The organism is Flavobacteriales bacterium (genome assembly GCA_020635795.1).
In the GTDB taxonomy this organism is placed as follows: Bacteria; Bacteroidota; Bacteroidia; order Flavobacteriales_E; family Vicingaceae; genus Vicingus.
Genome location: JACJZD010000005.1, coordinates 124680 through 140098, shown reverse-complemented (window position 1 = coordinate 140098; position 15419 = coordinate 124680). Strand labels below are relative to the sequence as shown.

Genomic DNA, 15419 nt, shown 5'->3' with positions numbered 1-15419 from the left:
TTTTACATGGTGTTTTGTTTTAACGAATTATTTCCTGAAAATCAATACATAATACTTTGGAGAACTTATAATTGATTGTACTTATTTAAAATGGACTATTCTTTTTAATTCGAAACAATCATATATTGTTAAACACCTGTAAAACAAATAGTTAATAATAATTATTGTTTTATGTTTCTTTTTTGTTCCACGTGAAACAATTACTTATTCATGTGTACCATTAACACAGAAATATCAGAAGCAGAAATTCCACTTATTCTCGAAGCTTGCCCTAGAGTATTTGGTTTTATCTTGGTTAGTTTTTCAACTGCTTCTGCAGAAAGAGAAGATAACGATTTGTAATCGATATTGTCGTAAAGTTTAATATTTTCTAATCGCATCATTTTGTCTGCAATTTCTTTTTCTCTAGAAATGTAGCCATCGTATTTCATCAATATTTCTGCTCCTTCCAATTCTTCATTCGAATATGCTTTAAGGGTTTCTTTTAGCTTAACACTTGAATTGATGATGTTGGTAATTTCTATATTAGGACGTGTGATTACAGTATTTGCCTTAACTTTTTGTTTTAAAATTGATGAGTTTTGTGAGTCTAAATAATCGTTTACTTCTTCAGGCAATAAACTAGTCTCTTCAAATTTTGAAATTATTGAATTTATATTGCTGTTTTTTTGTTCTACCTTTTTAAGCATATCATCAGTAGCTAAACCTATTTTATTTGATAACGGGGTAAGCCTTACATCTGCATTATCTTGTCGTAAAAGTATTCTATATTCAGCTCTTGATGTAAACATACGATAAGGCTCAGTTGTCCCTTTGGTAATTAAATCATCGATTAATACTCCTATATAAGCTTCGTCTCTTTTAAGTATAAATGGTTCATTTTCAGTGGATTTTAAATGAGCATTTATTCCAGCCATCATTCCTTGTCCAGCTGCCTCCTCATAACCTGTTGTTCCGTTTATTTGTCCTGCAAAATATAGGTTATCCACACCCTTTGTTTCAAGTGTGTTTTTTAATTGTGTGGGTTGAAAGAAATCATATTCAATGGCATATCCTGGGCGGAACATTTTGGCGTTTTCAAAACCAGGAATTAATCGCATGGCTTTGTATTGGACATCTTCTGGTAAAGAAGTTGAAAATCCATTTACATATATTTCTACGGTATCCCAACCCTCTGGTTCTATAAACAATTGATGTCTTTCTCGTTCCGAAAAACGAACAATTTTATCCTCAATTGAAGGACAATACCTTGGTCCTAAACCTTGAATTCTACCTGTAAACATAGGAGATTGTTCAAAGCCTGTTCTTAATATATCATGAACATCATCGTTGGTATATGTTATGTAGCAGCTTCTTTGTTTCAATAATGGAGTTGTTTCTGAAGAAAAAGAAAATTTAGATGGTTTTTCGTCTCCAGGTTGTTCTTCCATTTTAGAATAATTTAATGATCTACCATCCACCCTTGGTGGTGTTCCCGTTTTCATTCTTCCAGATGTAAATCCTGCTGAGATTAGTTGTTCTGTTAGGCCAGTTGACGCTCTATCTCCAGCTCTACCGCCTCCAAATTGTTTTTCACCAATATGTATTAATCCATTTAAAAATGTGCCATTGGTAAGTATTACAGATTTAGCTTTAAATTCTATTCCTATTTGTGTTTTTATACCTGTACAAGTATTCTTTTCTATAATCAATTCCGTAACCATATCTTGCCAAAAATCTAAATTTTTGGTTTGCTCTAATTTTAACCTCCAAATATTAGAGAACATCATGCGGTCGTTTTGTGTTCTTGGACTCCACATGGCTGGACCCTTAGACTTGTTTAGCATTTTAAATTGTATAGCACTTTTATCGCTTACAATCCCAGAGTAACCTCCAAGTGCGTCTATTTCTCTAACAATTTGTCCTTTAGCTACACCACCCATGGCTGGATTACATGACATTTGAGCAATTGAATTCATATTCATTGTAATCAACAATGTTTTTGAACCTAAGTTTGCAGCAGCAGCAGCAGCTTCACAACCTGCATGACCTGCTCCTACAACTATTACGTCGTATGTTTTTTCCATAAATATTAATTATTGTTTCACGTGGAACACATTAAGAAAGCAAAATTAGATAAAAATCTTCCTTACTTCTCATTAACTCCTTCTCTTTGTTGGTTTTGTCTTTATAACCAACTAAATGCAGCACGCCATGAACGATTACCCTAGACAGTTCATTTACGAATTCTGTTTTAAATTTTAAAGCATTTTCTTTAACTCTGTCAATACTGATAAATATATCTCCTCCAACAACACTTCCCTCAGTGTAATCAAAGGTAATAATGTCGGTATAGGTATCATGATTTAAGTATTCTAAATTCATTTTATGAAGATAATCATCAGAACAAAATATATACGAAAGTTCTGACACAGTTCTACCTTCGTTTTTTATGGTGTTTTGTAGCCATTTAATGATTTGTTTTTCGTTAACTAAATGAAAATCAACGTCTTCAGAATGAAAAGTAATGTTTTGTGGCAAGGCTTAATTGTTTGATATGGTGAACTTTAGACAAACTTTTGAACCGTTATTTTCAAAGATAACTTCGTCGGCTAAATTTTTCATTAAATAAACTCCTCTTCCACTTAGTTTATGGATGTTTTCTGGTTTAGTAGGGTCTGGTACTTTAGCTAAGTCGAAACCAAAACCTTGATCTTGAACGGTAAAAAATACTTGATTGTTTTTTGTTTCGTATTGGAGTTTTACATGTTTATTTGGGTCTTGTTTGTTGCCATGTACAATTGCATTGTTTACAGCTTCTGTTAATGCAATTAACATGTTTCCATAATAATCTTCGTGGATAGCTAGTTTGTCGCACACCTCGTCGATTAATTGTTCTATTTGGTTGATGTTGTTGAGTTGGGATTCAAACTCTAAGTTATCTGCAATTCTTTCTAAAACACTCATTTTGATAAATTTTGGAAATACATCGAAACTTTATTTTTATAAAAATTATTGAAATTCAGTGGAGTTGTTTTTAGTAATTCTACCTCTGTTTCTTTTTTCATGTTGTATTTAAAATAATTTTCAGGATTATTGGTCAGTTTGTCTAAGCCTTGTTTTGACTCTCTTTTATCATCTAGCTCTCGCTCCCGTTCTGCTTTTTCTGACTCTAATAATCGTGTTAAAATTTCTTTTTGTCTATTAATCGTTTGTTGTGTAATACGTTTATTAACTAAATCGGTTTCAGTTTCTTCCATTAATTTTGATAATTGATTGATTCCGTTTTTACCATTTTGATCCATCGACTCTCTCATTTTCTGTAATTGCTCTCTAATTTTAGCTTGTTCGGCAGCCATTTTAGCAAACGATTCGCTTGATCCACCTTGACCTCCTGGCATATTCATTGGATTTTCTCCACCAGGTTTCTCTCCCGGTTTAGAACCTGGTTTTTTACCATTTTCTAAAGCTTTCTTTAAATCTTCTAATTGTTTGTTCAATTGCTCTTGAAGTTTTTTCATTGAAGCAGCTCCAGGTTTTGGTTTTCCATTACTTCCTGGTTTATCACAACTACCTTCGCCTGGTTTTTGTTTAGCTTGTTGTTGCATTTGTTGTAATGCTTCGTCAAACAATAGGGCTAAATTGTTTATTGAAGTCATTACATATTGTTGTTTTGATGTAGCCATTGGCTTTAAACGCTCTGCCATAAATTCAATGGCTTTTTGCATGTTAAAATTAACAGCACTAATTTCTTTGTTGATGGCTGATTCTAATTGAACCACTCGTTTGCTTAATGCAAACAATGAATCTTCAACCATTTTTGCATCATCTTTCAGTTTTTTTTGTTTTTGAACTAGTTTTACATATTCTGGACTTTCATTTTTAACGGCTTTAAACTGCTCCATTAAGTCTTCTTGTTGGAAAGATATGTAAAGTAGATTATCGAGTAACTGACGCAGCGATTCCATGTCTTCTGCCGATTCTGATGAACTTGATTGCATGGCTTTCATATCATCTGCTAATTCATCCATCATTTCAGCAGCACTTTTTTGGCTTTCAGCAGCTTTTTTGTTTTTATTGTTCTGAATTTGTTCAGACCCTTTTTTCATTTCTTCAGAAATATTTTGCTGCTTTTCTTTCGTATCTCCCATTCCTTTTGGTCTTTCCAACGCTTCGTCTTTCTTTTTCAACTCGTCTAAATCCTTTTTTAGCTCATCAAATTCTTTGTTTAATTCGTCTTGCTTTTTATTCAACTCTTCGTTCGGTGCTTTTTTTTGTTCGGTTTGTTCAGCAAGTTTATCTTGTTTATCAGCTAATTTTTCGAGTTTGTTTTTAACGTCCTCTAGTTTTTGTTCAAACTCTAATTGTTTAAAAAGCTCTAATGAACGGTCTAATTCTTTTTCTAAATCTTTGTTCGATAAATCCATTTTTTCGAGTTCGTTGCCCAACATGTTTTTATCCAGTTTTTGCATCATTTCTTCCAATTTCTTCATCATCTCCTTCATCTCATCGGTCATTAACTCATCAAAAAGTTTTTGAAGCTGCTCTTGCTTTTTCAACAATTCCTCATTTTGCGGTTTAAACTCGTTTTGCTGGTTGTTGTTCTTTTGATTTTCTTGAGTTAATTCATTGATTTTTTGCTCCAGCTCTTTTTGTTTTTCTAACAAATCTTTAATTTTTTTCTTTTCCTCCCAGCCTAATTCTTTCTTATCGGTTAGTTTTTTCTTTAAATCGTTTAGCTCTTTCTGGAGCTTCTTTGCATCATTAATACTCTCGGTAAGCAAACTTTTAATGCTTTCGTTGCTTTTGTTAATGTTTTCATCAAGCTCTTTTTCTGTTTTTGCTTTAAATGTTTTTATAGCTGATTTTGCTGATTTACGACCATTAACCCCATCATTGTCAAACACCTCAAAATAATAAACCACCTCATCACCAGGTAATATATTAAGTGTTTCCAAGTTCCAAAAATGAAAAAATTCATCAGCATTATTGGCTTTATTAAAAGGCAAAAACACTTGTTGTGGTTCGTTTCGTTTTGGTAAAGAATCAATTATGGTAACAATTTTAACATGAAACGACAATCCTGAAAAACCATAATCGTCGTTGATTAACCCTTTAAAATAAACCCTTTTGTTGTTGGTCGAATCTCTTGTTTCTTCCACATCAATAGTAGGAAACTGGTCTTTAATAACTTGAAAAGCATATTTAAGCGTATCGGGTGCAGAAGCAAGATTGTTGGTTGGTAAAACTGCATAATTGGTGCTTTTTTTCGCTATGGTATTAAAAGTAACTTGTTTGTTTGTCGATGGTAATTTAAAAGAAGTATCTAATATACTAAACAACAAATTATCAGCATCTTCGGTAAAAAACTCCCATTTAATTTTTGTTCCTTCTGGGATGGTAAAATCGCCAACATTTTCTAAGGTTTCGTTTTGTTTACCTATGTATTTAGGATAATCTAAATGAACTTTAAAATTGGTTAACAACGGATTTGGCAGCACGTTCAACATAAACTCTTCCGATTCGAAACCAGAAGCCAGTAATTTAAATGTTATCGGTTCGGTTACATTTTTAAACGTGTATGAAAAATTTCTTTTGTCGGTTTTCGTTAACACTGTTTTCATGCCATTTTGAACAAGAAAAACCTTATCGGGAAGTTGGTTTCCGCTTATTACAACTTCTAAATGAAAATCCTTGTTTTTTAAAACACTTAGAGCGGTGTTTTTAATATTAAATTCGAATGGAGCAATGGGCTTGATAATGCTGTTATGATTAACCAATCGTTCTGTTCCGACTTTAAAAATTTCGGGTGAAAAAATAGAAATAAACAATAAAAACAACAATGGAAATAGAGCAATTTTCCAATAGCGTTTGTTTTCAGCAAAATCTACGGCATTAGCAAATGGAACAGGCTTAAGTTCGGCAGATTTTTGATCGATACTCGCTAAAACCAATTGATTAGGATTGTTAAAAGCCAATTCGTTGAGTTGAAGCACATTGGTTAATTTATCTTTTACTTCTGTAAAATGTTTTCCAATGATATCGGCAGCTTGTTGGTGATTAATTATTTTTCCAAACTTATACAGTTTACTAATGGGTAAAATAATGTAATAAGCCATTACATAAGCTACAATAATAAAAAAGCAATAAAACAAAATGGTTCTACCCAGTATATTAAATTGGGCAAAATATTCTACCGAAGTAAATAAAACAAACGAAGCCAATACCAACGAAACAGCATAAATACCACCTTTTAAAAGCTGGTTTTTGTAATACTTTCTGATAAAAGCATCGAGTTTGTTGATGAGTATTTGGTAATTATTCATTTATAAACACTTGGTACTAATATAACTTATAAAGTTCGGAAATTATTGAATACTGAATGAAAGAAAAATTACTGATTATTTTGAAAGCAATTTTATAACGGTTTTTGGCTCAATTTTACTGATGCAATCACAATCCAATCCTTTCGAACATTTTTCGCAAGTTGGCTCAAAAACCACGGCTTGAGCATGTTGCCCGACAGGTTTCCATCTTCCAGGATGAATGGGTCGTTTTGGCGAATATAAACCAATTGCTTTTTTATTTAAAGCTGCAGCAATATGCAATGGACCTGTGCTTGCAGCAACTAATCCATCTGTGTTTGCAATAAAAGCTATAAAATCAGTTAAGCTTAATTTACCGATAAGCGAAACAATATTTTCGTCAAACTTAAAAGTGTTGCCAATTAGTTTACCCTCTTCTTCTGTCCCTGAAATAAACACTTTAAATTGGTCTTTTGGTAATAACTCGGCTAATTGTAAATAGTTGTCTAAGCCCCATTCTTTAGCACTTCCTTTCGATTTTGGATGAAGAATAATGTTCTTTCGATTACTGTCAATGCTATTTTTTAATTCAGCTTGAAGTGTTGGTAATTTAGAAAAACCGTAAAAAGTGGCTAATTCATCTAACTCAACGTGTTGAGTTATACCCAAAGGAGATAAGAGTTTTAAATTAAGTTGACTTTCGTGTAAATCGGATTTTTTACGTGTAAAAAGTATTTTTTTATTACAAGTAAGTATATGGTGTAGCCTTCCAAATGTTCCAATTCGTAGCGGAATGTTTGCAGCTTTTACCATTTTGGCTATTTCTTTATTTGGAAAGACATGAATAAAAACATCAGCATTAAACTTTTTCAATTCATCAACTGGATTTGATGTTTTTTGTAATTCGTCCCAATTTATAAATTCATCAATGTGTTCACTTAATGCTACAACAGGTTTAGTGTACGTTTTTCCTAAAAAAATAATTTTTGAGTTGGGATAAAACTTTTTTATTACACCAGCCATTGGCAATGTAAGCACCACATCGCCAATACTATCGGTTCGGCTTATCATTATGGTTTTATACTCCATGTGTTGAGTGTAATTTTTTTAGTTTGGCGTACTTTAAATAGGTGGCATAAGCAGAAATTCTTGCAACTGTAAATCCTGCTGCTCCATCAAGAAACCCTAATTTGAAAATATAATCACGCAAAAATTTTATGATAGGGCTAAAATAAAGTTTGATAAAAGAAAGCTTTTTACCTTTTTCAAACAAATCTTGTGCAGCAATGCTAGTAAATTTTTCAGCTTGAGCATAATGTTGTTCGAGGCTATAGTAACTATAGTGTAAACAATCGCCACTTAAATAATTAACAGCTGTAGGAGTTGAAAAAACCAATTCTTCGTGTATTGACCCATCCCATTTTGCTAAGGTTTTATCAAATATTCTAATTTTTGCATCGGGATACCAGCCCCCATGTTTAATCCAGCTTCCACAATAGTTGGTTAATCGATTAAATTTACCACACGAACCTATTGGGTTGTTTTTAAAACTTATAATGGATTGAATCAGTTTTTCCGAAAGTGCTTCATCGGCATCTAAAGACAATATCCAGTTGTAACTTGCTTTTTGGTTGCCAAAGTTTTTAGAGCCAGAATAACCCTCCCATTCTTTTTCAATGAATGTTACTCCATGTTTTAAGCAAATCTCCTTTGTTTGGTCGGTTGAAAATGAATCAATCACAACAATTTCATCTGCAACATTCTTAACAGAGTTTAAACATCGTTTAATGTTTTTTTCTTCATTAAATGTGATAATGACCACTGATAATTGGATTTGCATGATACAAATATAGGATTACTGATTATTAAAATAAATTTAAAACAGTCAATATCAATAGATATTGGTTCTTCTTTATTTTTTTGCTGATAGGGAGTGGATTTGAATTAAATAATAGTTGTTTTTAGCAGCTTTAAATGGAGAGATCATAACATCACCCATAAATTCAGTACCATCTAATTTTTTTAATAAAACCTCCGATTGAAAATGACCAAGTGCTGAAATATGCTGACTTATTTCATTTTTATTTAAACGAGTATAATTTTCATCAGAAAATATGGTATAGTATTGTTTATTGAGCAATTCATCAATATCAGTTAATCCAAAAATATCTTTCGATTTTTCGTTAGCATCCCAGATTTCTTTAGAAAAATAATCGACTAAAAAAATTGCCCCTTTTGTGTTATTTGCTAAGGTCTTTAGAATTTCTCCATTTTGATGACTTCTTTTATTAAGCTTCTTTTTTTGGAGTGAAATAAAATAACTCAAAGCAAAAGCGTATCCAAAGAAAACAGTAATTAATAATGCAAACCCAATAGAAATAGAAGAGAATAATAACAAAACTTCTAAAGGGATAAACACTAATCCAAAATAAAGCAGCACCTGTTTTGGAGTTGGTAAAGCAATTAAGGTAATGTTATAAATTACCAACATTATAATAACATATTCACTATTAAAATCAAATTGATAAGCAATATATAATAGACAATAGGAGGTTAAAATAAAGTTGTAAAAAATGATTTTATATAGCTGTTGATTAGTACGTTTAGTAAAACTTAGTAAGTAAACAATAAAATAAGTTATGGGTAAAAAAATGGATATAGCACGAATGGAAATAGAAGACGAAAAGTAGAACCATATAAATAAACTAAATACGATAGCTAGAGAGCCTGCTCCAATGGCTAAGAATTTAGCCATACTTCTGCTTTTTTTTGCAAAAGAACTTTTATCGCCACTATTAAAAATATTTAGATTCAAGTAAATGTACTAAGTAAAAACTAAAAACTTATATAATCAAATATAGCCAAAAAATACTTGGTTTATTGTTTTGCTTTCTTGAGTGTAAAAGAAAATGTTGACCCAACATCAACAGTGCTTCTTATATTAATGGTTTGGTTATGGGCTTCAATGATATGTTTAACAATAGCCAACCCTAAACCTGTTCCACCCGAATCTCTTGCCCTACCTCGATCTGTTCTATAAAAGCGTTCAAACAATCGTTTGTGGTGTTTTTCTTCAATCCCTTGTCCATCATCTTCTACTTCAATCAAAATATTTTCGTCTAGGTCAAAAAATTTGATTTTTACTTCGCCATTTTCTTTACCATATTTAATAGCGTTTACTAATAAATTGGTTAAAACCTGACTAATCTTTTCTTCATCAGCCATCACCCAAATAGGTTTGTTAAGGCTGTTTTCTATGGTTGTTTTAATGTTTTTTTCTTGAGCTTTAAACTCCAACGATGAAATCACTTCTTTGGTTAAATCCAATATGTTAATTTTTGTAAAATTCATGGCCAAATTGCCTGATTCTAATTTACTGATTACATCTAAATCTTCAACCAAAGCAATCATTCTGTCAACACTTTTGTTGGCACGTGTTAAGTAATCGACATTGATTTTTTCATCATAAATACCACCCTCTAAAAGAGTAAGTAGGTAGCCTTGAATACTAAAAATAGGGGTTTTTAATTCGTGCGAAACGTTCCCAACAAATTCTCGACGGTACGATTCCATTTCTTTTAAACGCTCTATTTCCAGTTGGTTTTTTTTATCCCAATCAATTACCTCTTCACGAACTTGGCTGATAATATCTTTATCTAGGCTAAAATCAGATAAAGCAGTTTCTTTTTTTAGTTTTAGGTTGTGAATGGTACGATAAATAAGTTTAATTTTTTTGTAAATAAACTTTTCGATAGCCATTAAAAAACCAAAATAGGAAATGATAAGTGATGATACGAAAACAAGAAATAGGGTTAAAAAGTGAATAGACTCGGAGAAATATTCAGCAAAAAATACAATGATAGTTACTGTAGTAGCTACAAATAATGATATTCTGAGAGCAATACCTTTTGGGGTTAGATTGTTCATGCTACAAACTTAATTAGAAAATAGTTATCTAATTAGATTTCAAACTTATAACCAACACCTTTAATGGTTTTGATTAACTCATCGCCCAATTTTTCGCGTAATTTACGAATATGAACATCTATGGTTCTGTCGCCAACAATAACTTCTCCGCCCCAAACCGTTTCAAGAATAACCTCTCGAGTAAATACTTTTCCTGGTTTTGAAAACAATAAGGCGAGCAGTTCAAATTCTTTTTTTGGAAGAGAGAATTCTTCATTTTCTTTATAGACTAAATATTTTTCACGGTTAATTTTAATGTTACCATGTACTTCTTCTTCCTCCGCTTTCCCTCCTTTTCTTCTTAAAATAGCTTTTACCCTACTTACTAAAAGCCTTGGTTTTATTGGTTTAGAAACATAATCATCAGCACCAGCATCAAATCCTGCAACTTGGGAATAATCCTCGCCACGTGCACTTAAAAATATAATAAGGGTATCTTTTAATTTGTCTATACTTCTTAATTCATGACAGGTTTCTATGCCATCCATTTCTGGCATCATTACATCTAAAATAATTAAATCAGGGTTTTCTTGTTGAGCAATTTTAATAGCTTCCTTGCCATTGCTGCAAGTTAACACCTGAAAACCTTCTTTAGTTAAGTTATAACTAACGAATTCTAGTATATCACTTTCATCATCAACCAAAAGTATTTTTTCCATAATCAGATTACTTGTTTGTTTCTACGAAGTTACGCCCTAAATTTATTTCACGTGTTAAGTAAACATTAAATTGTAGGTGCATTATAAAAAGAGCTTTAAACAATAAAAATAGGCTTTTTAGATTCATCTGGTAACATTCTGTTAACAGCATCATAAAACAACAATAAAATTAGGGTTAAGTTCAGATAATTTGCTTGCCGTTATTTTGCATCGAAAATAAATGTGATAATAACTAAAACAAATAAAATGAAAACAAAAAATGTATTACTTGCATCGATATTATTGATAGGTGCAACTACTTTCTTCACTTCTTGCTCTAAAGAAAAAACTCCTGACCCGATAGATGTACCGGTTGAAAACACTCCTGATGCTTCTTTCCCAACGTTGACCGTATCAGGAAACATAACAACAAATACCATTTGGACAAAAGATAGAATAATAGTATTAGATGGTAGAGTTATTGTGGAGCCAGGTAAAGAATTAACCATACAAGCGGGAACAGTAATTAAAGCAAAGCCAGGTTCTGACGCAAGTGCTTCGGCATTAATTATTGGTGTTGGAGCTAAAATTCATGCAACAGGAACTGTTGCAGAGCCAATTATTTTTACATCAACTGACGACCAAATTTTACCAGGACAAATTACTAGTCCAAACTTAACCATTGCAAATAAAGGTTTGTGGGGAGGTGTTATTATTTTGGGAGATGCTCCAATTTCTCCAAGCTCTGGAACTACTGCTGAAATTGAAGGTATTCCAGCGGGAACTGTTGGTACAACCTACGGTGGTTCTGATGCTACAGATAACTCGGGAGAATTACAATATGTTTCGATTAGACATAGCGGAGTTATTATAGGTTCTAATAACGAAATTAATGGATTAACACTTGGTGGAGTAGGTAGCGGAACTACTATTGACCACATAGAAATTTACGCAAACTTAGATGATGGCATTGAATTTTTTGGTGGAACAGTAAATCTTAATCATGCTATAGTGGTAAAAATTGATGACGATTGTTACGATATTGATCAAGCATATTCAGGAACAATAACCAATGTGATGGCAATTATTGGAGAAAACCAAGATGGTGATGCGTTTGAAATTGATGGTCCAGAAGGCTCAGCAAATAACGCAGGAGTGTTTACTGTTAATAAAGCTTATGTGGTGGGACATCCAAGTAATGATGCAAAGTTTGCCGTGTTTAAATCAAATGCTCAAGGGACATTACAAAATGTTTATTTCACCAACTTTATGGCAGGAGCTAAAGTTTCGGTAAATGGCTCTGAAGCTTATGCAAATTATTCTGGTGCGGGTGCTTATCCGTTAATAATAACTGGTAACACATTTAACCTATCATCATTAACAGGTGTTTTCGGTAGCGACCAACCAGGTGCTGATGCTACCAATTTTTTAAATAACAATACGGTTAATACAGGTTTAACAAATGGATTTGATCCTTCACAATTTGTTGGATGGACATTGGCTGGAAGAACAGGATTGGCTCGTATGGCTAATTAACAATTAGTTAATATTCGCCTAATATTCAGACTATCTTAAGGTCGTAAAATTGCCACAGGAATTAGCTGTGGCAATTTCTATTTTAAAAACAAACAACATGAATTTAAAAAAGACAATTTTTTCCGGATTAATGATAATGATAACACTTGGAGTAAGTGCACAAAAAGGAAAAATTAGAGGAACAATTATTGAAGACGGAACAGGGTTGCCACTTATTGGCTGTAGTGTAGTAATAGAAGGAACAACAATTGGAGGAATTACTGATTTTGATGGAAATTACTCCATTTCGGTAGAACCAGGAACATACACCTTGATTTCTTCTTACATATCGTTTGCAACTCAAAAAATTAGCGATGTTGTGGTTAAACCTGGAGGAGTAACTGTTGTTGCTATCCGAATGAAAGACCAATCGATTACTGGAGAAACTTTTGAATTAACAGCAAAACAAATTAGAAACAATGAAGCTGCAATATCAACCATAAAACAAAAATCAGTCAACCTTGTTGATGGTATTTCGGCTCAAACTTTTGCAAAAACTGGCGATAATTCTGCAGCAGGAGCATTAAAAAGAGTTACAGGAGTTTCTATTCAAGGTGGAAAAGATGTTTATGTTAGAGGCTTAGGAGATAGATATACTAAAACCATCTTAAATGGCATAACCATTCCTGGGTTAGACCCAGATAGAAACTCTGTACAAGTAGATATTTTCCCCACACAAATTATCGACAATATTGTGGTTTACAAAACCTTTACACCTGATTTACCTGGAGATTTTACTGGTGGTATGGTTGACATTGTTACTAAAGACTTTCCAGAAAGCAAAATGTTTGCATTGAGCGCTTCGTTTAATTACAATCCTGATATGCACTTTAAGTCAAATTTCTTGACTTATGAAGGTGTAACTTCTGATTTATGGGCAGATGGAGCAGCACCTAGATCAAACCCATTACATCCTAAACAAGTTATACCAAGACCTTTGATAACACCAAAAAACAATGCGGTTTTAGAGGCTGTTACAAAATCGTTTGATAAAGAAATGGCTACTATTAAAGGCAATAGCTATTTAAATCAAAATTATAGTATCAGCTATGGTAATCAACACGAAAGAGAAAAAACTACGTATGGTTATGTAATGGCTTTGGGGTATAGTATGCGATATACTTATTATGATGATTTTGAGTTCAACACCTTCCAAAAAAGCGATTCTACCTCTATATCAAAATTACAGCCCGTAGAACTTAATACTGGTGCTGTTGGAAGAGAAGAAACCATGTGGAATGGACTAGCTAGTTTTTCTGTAAAACGTGAAAAAGCTAAATATTCGTTAACCATGTTTCATACTCAAAACGGAATTAAAACAGCAACAAGATTATTACAAGAAAACACAGAATTTTCAGACAACTATGTAACTCTTGATAAAACCATTTTATACTACAACCAACGAAGTATTTCCAATGTATTGTTGAGTTCAAAACATCAAGTAAATAAAAATTTAGAAATTAAAACAGCAATCTCCCCATCGTTAGCACTAAACAAAGAACCAGATTTACGCCAAACCATTTTTAGTGTTACTCCTGATGGAAAATACACCCTAGCAACAGGTGAGGGCGCTTTAATTAATCGAATATTTAGAAATTTAGAAGAAATAAATATCAATGCTAAACTTGATGTTAAATGGGATTTTAATCAGTGGTCGGGATTAAAAAGTACCTTGAAAGGAGGGGCAAACTATATTTATAAAGACCGTTCGTTTGATGTGGTAGAATACAACTTTAGAAACATTGGGAAAAAAGAATATAGTGGAGACCCTAATCAACTTTTTACCAACGATTATTTGTTTAGTGCGGCAAACTCTCCAAAAACAGGAAATGGAATTTATGCCATTGGTCAGGTTGATTCTTCAAACATTTATCAGGCTAGTCAAACCATAATTGCAGGTTATTTAATGAATGAATTACCATTAGATAGTTCGTTAAAAGTTATTTACGGTGCAAGAGTAGAGAAAGCCGAAATGCGTTACACAGGAGAAAAACAAACCGTTGTTGACCCAAAACTGGATAAGTTCGACGATAGAGTGGTGTTAGATAAAACAGACCTTTTACCTTCGGTTGGTGTAATTTACAACCTGTTTAAAGATTTTAATATAAGGGCAAATTACAGCAGAACATTAGCTCGCCCATCGTTTAAAGAAAAATCTGGAGCCCAAATTTATGATGCGGTTACTCAAATAACCTTTATTGGAAATTTAGATTTGGTTCAGACATACGTTAACAACTACGATTTACGTTTTGAGAAATTTATGGGTTCATCCGATTTGGTTTCGGTAAGTGGTTTTTATAAAGATTTTAAAAATCCTATTGAAATTGTTTCATACAATGCAACCAGTGCTGATAATATTATTCCAAGAAATGTAGAAAATGCTACGGTTTTAGGTATTGAGTTTGAGGTTAAAAAAGGACTAGAGTTTATTCATACTAGACTTAAAAATGTTTCGATAGGTAGTAATGTTACGTTTGCAAAATCGCAAGTAAAAATGAGTGATGTAGAATACCAATTTAGAGTTTTAGAAGCTCGTGATGGTGAAAATGTTGAAAAAACTAGGGCTTTTCAAGGACAAGCACCTTACTTAATCAACACATTTATTGGTTATGCCAACATCGATAAAGGGTTGGATGTTAATGTGAGTTACAATGTTCAAGGAAAAAGTTTAGCAATAGTTGGTATTGGAAGGATACCTGATATTTACGACAACACTTTCCATGATGTAACATTTAAGGCGAGCAAGTCGTTTGGTGGTGAATTAAAAAGACATAAAGTGAGTTTTAATGTAAACAATTTACTCAACCAAAAACGTCAACGAATTTATTCTTCCTTTAGAGCCAACGACGAAATTTTCTCATCGTTTACCGAAGGAAGATTCTTTGGAGTTAGCTATGCTTATACCTTTAAATAAGGATTTGTACAGTTAAATGTAATATAATTCTCGTCATTCCTG

Annotated in this window: 11 protein-coding genes; 2 read left to right on the top strand and 9 right to left on the bottom strand. The window is 32.6% G+C overall.

All coding sequences use genetic code 11. The annotated features are described in order from the left end of the window. Positions 1-200: 200 nt before the first annotated feature. The 9 genes from mnmG to H6589_11650 form a co-directional block, all read right to left on the bottom strand. The gene (gene mnmG, locus H6589_11690; GenBank protein ID MCB9175261.1) at positions 201-2066 is read right to left on the bottom strand and encodes a tRNA uridine-5-carboxymethylaminomethyl(34) synthesis enzyme MnmG; all 1866 of its coding nucleotides are present in this window, start codon (positions 2064-2066) and stop codon (positions 201-203) included. Positions 2067-2097: 31 nt separating this feature from the next. Further along, a complete protein-coding gene (gene ybeY / locus H6589_11685) occupies positions 2098-2508 on the bottom strand; it encodes an rRNA maturation RNase YbeY (GenBank protein MCB9175260.1) in 411 nt (136 codons plus the stop codon). Between the two features lie 15 nt (positions 2509-2523). Then, complete coding sequence (locus tag H6589_11680) at positions 2524-2946, bottom strand: ATP-binding protein (GenBank protein MCB9175259.1); 423 nt, start codon at positions 2944-2946, stop codon at positions 2524-2526. Beyond that, complete coding sequence (locus tag H6589_11675) at positions 2943-6305, bottom strand: hypothetical protein (protein MCB9175258.1); 3363 nt, start codon at positions 6303-6305, stop codon at positions 2943-2945. Before H6589_11675 ends, H6589_11680 begins: the two co-directional genes overlap by 4 nt. Before the next feature lie 75 nt (positions 6306-6380). Further along, positions 6381-7373, bottom strand: coding sequence for a glycosyltransferase family 9 protein (locus tag H6589_11670; GenBank protein MCB9175257.1), 993 nt, complete (start codon positions 7371-7373; stop codon positions 6381-6383). Then, a complete protein-coding gene (locus H6589_11665) occupies positions 7363-8124 on the bottom strand; it encodes a glycosyltransferase family 2 protein (protein MCB9175256.1) in 762 nt (253 codons plus the stop codon). Before H6589_11665 ends, H6589_11670 begins: the two co-directional genes overlap by 11 nt. A gap of 72 nt (positions 8125-8196) precedes the next feature. Beyond that, a complete protein-coding gene (locus H6589_11660; protein MCB9175255.1) occupies positions 8197-9039 on the bottom strand; it encodes a PAS domain-containing protein in 843 nt (280 codons plus the stop codon). A gap of 122 nt (positions 9040-9161) precedes the next feature. Next, on the bottom strand, positions 9162-10211 hold the full coding sequence (locus H6589_11655; GenBank protein ID MCB9175254.1) for a sensor histidine kinase: 1050 nt from the start codon (positions 10209-10211) through the stop codon (positions 9162-9164). Positions 10212-10243: 32 nt separating this feature from the next. Beyond that, positions 10244-10909 (bottom strand): response regulator transcription factor, encoded by a 666-nt coding sequence (locus H6589_11650; protein ID MCB9175253.1) that lies wholly within the window; start codon positions 10907-10909, stop codon positions 10244-10246. 246 nt (positions 10910-11155) lie between these two features. On the opposite strand from H6589_11650, the gene H6589_11645 reads away from it, so the two are divergent. Together H6589_11645 and H6589_11640 are read left to right on the top strand one after the other, a co-directional pair. Beyond that, positions 11156-12424, top strand: coding sequence for a hypothetical protein (locus H6589_11645; protein ID MCB9175252.1), 1269 nt, complete (start codon positions 11156-11158; stop codon positions 12422-12424). A gap of 97 nt (positions 12425-12521) precedes the next feature. Then, positions 12522-15377 carry a TonB-dependent receptor gene (locus H6589_11640; protein ID MCB9175251.1) on the top strand — a complete coding sequence of 952 codons (2856 nt, stop codon included), beginning with the start codon at positions 12522-12524 and terminating at the stop codon, positions 15375-15377. The last annotated feature ends 42 nt before the right edge of the window (positions 15378-15419 follow it).

Bases quoted from the DNA above. Each gene is read 5' to 3' on its own strand.
- mnmG (MCB9175261.1), bottom strand. From the start codon at position 2,066: ATGGAAAAAACATACGACGTAATAGTTGTAGGAGCAGGTCATGCAGGT.
- H6589_11680 (MCB9175259.1), bottom strand. From the start codon at position 2,946: ATGAGTGTTTTAGAAAGAATTGCAGATAACTTAGAGTTTGAATCCCAA.
- H6589_11675 (MCB9175258.1), bottom strand. From the start codon at position 6,305: ATGAATAATTACCAAATACTCATCAACAAACTCGATGCTTTTATCAGA.
- H6589_11670 (MCB9175257.1), bottom strand. From the start codon at position 7,373: ATGGAGTATAAAACCATAATGATAAGCCGAACCGATAGTATTGGCGAT.
- H6589_11665 (MCB9175256.1), bottom strand. From the start codon at position 8,124: ATGCAAATCCAATTATCAGTGGTCATTATCACATTTAATGAAGAAAAA.
- H6589_11660 (MCB9175255.1), bottom strand. From the start codon at position 9,039: ATGGCTAAATTCTTAGCCATTGGAGCAGGCTCTCTAGCTATCGTATTT.
- H6589_11655 (MCB9175254.1), bottom strand. From the start codon at position 10,211: ATGAACAATCTAACCCCAAAAGGTATTGCTCTCAGAATATCATTATTT.
- H6589_11650 (MCB9175253.1), bottom strand. From the start codon at position 10,909: ATGGAAAAAATACTTTTGGTTGATGATGAAAGTGATATACTAGAATTC.
- H6589_11645 (MCB9175252.1), top strand. From the start codon at position 11,156: ATGAAAACAAAAAATGTATTACTTGCATCGATATTATTGATAGGTGCA.
- H6589_11640 (MCB9175251.1), top strand. From the start codon at position 12,522: ATGAATTTAAAAAAGACAATTTTTTCCGGATTAATGATAATGATAACA.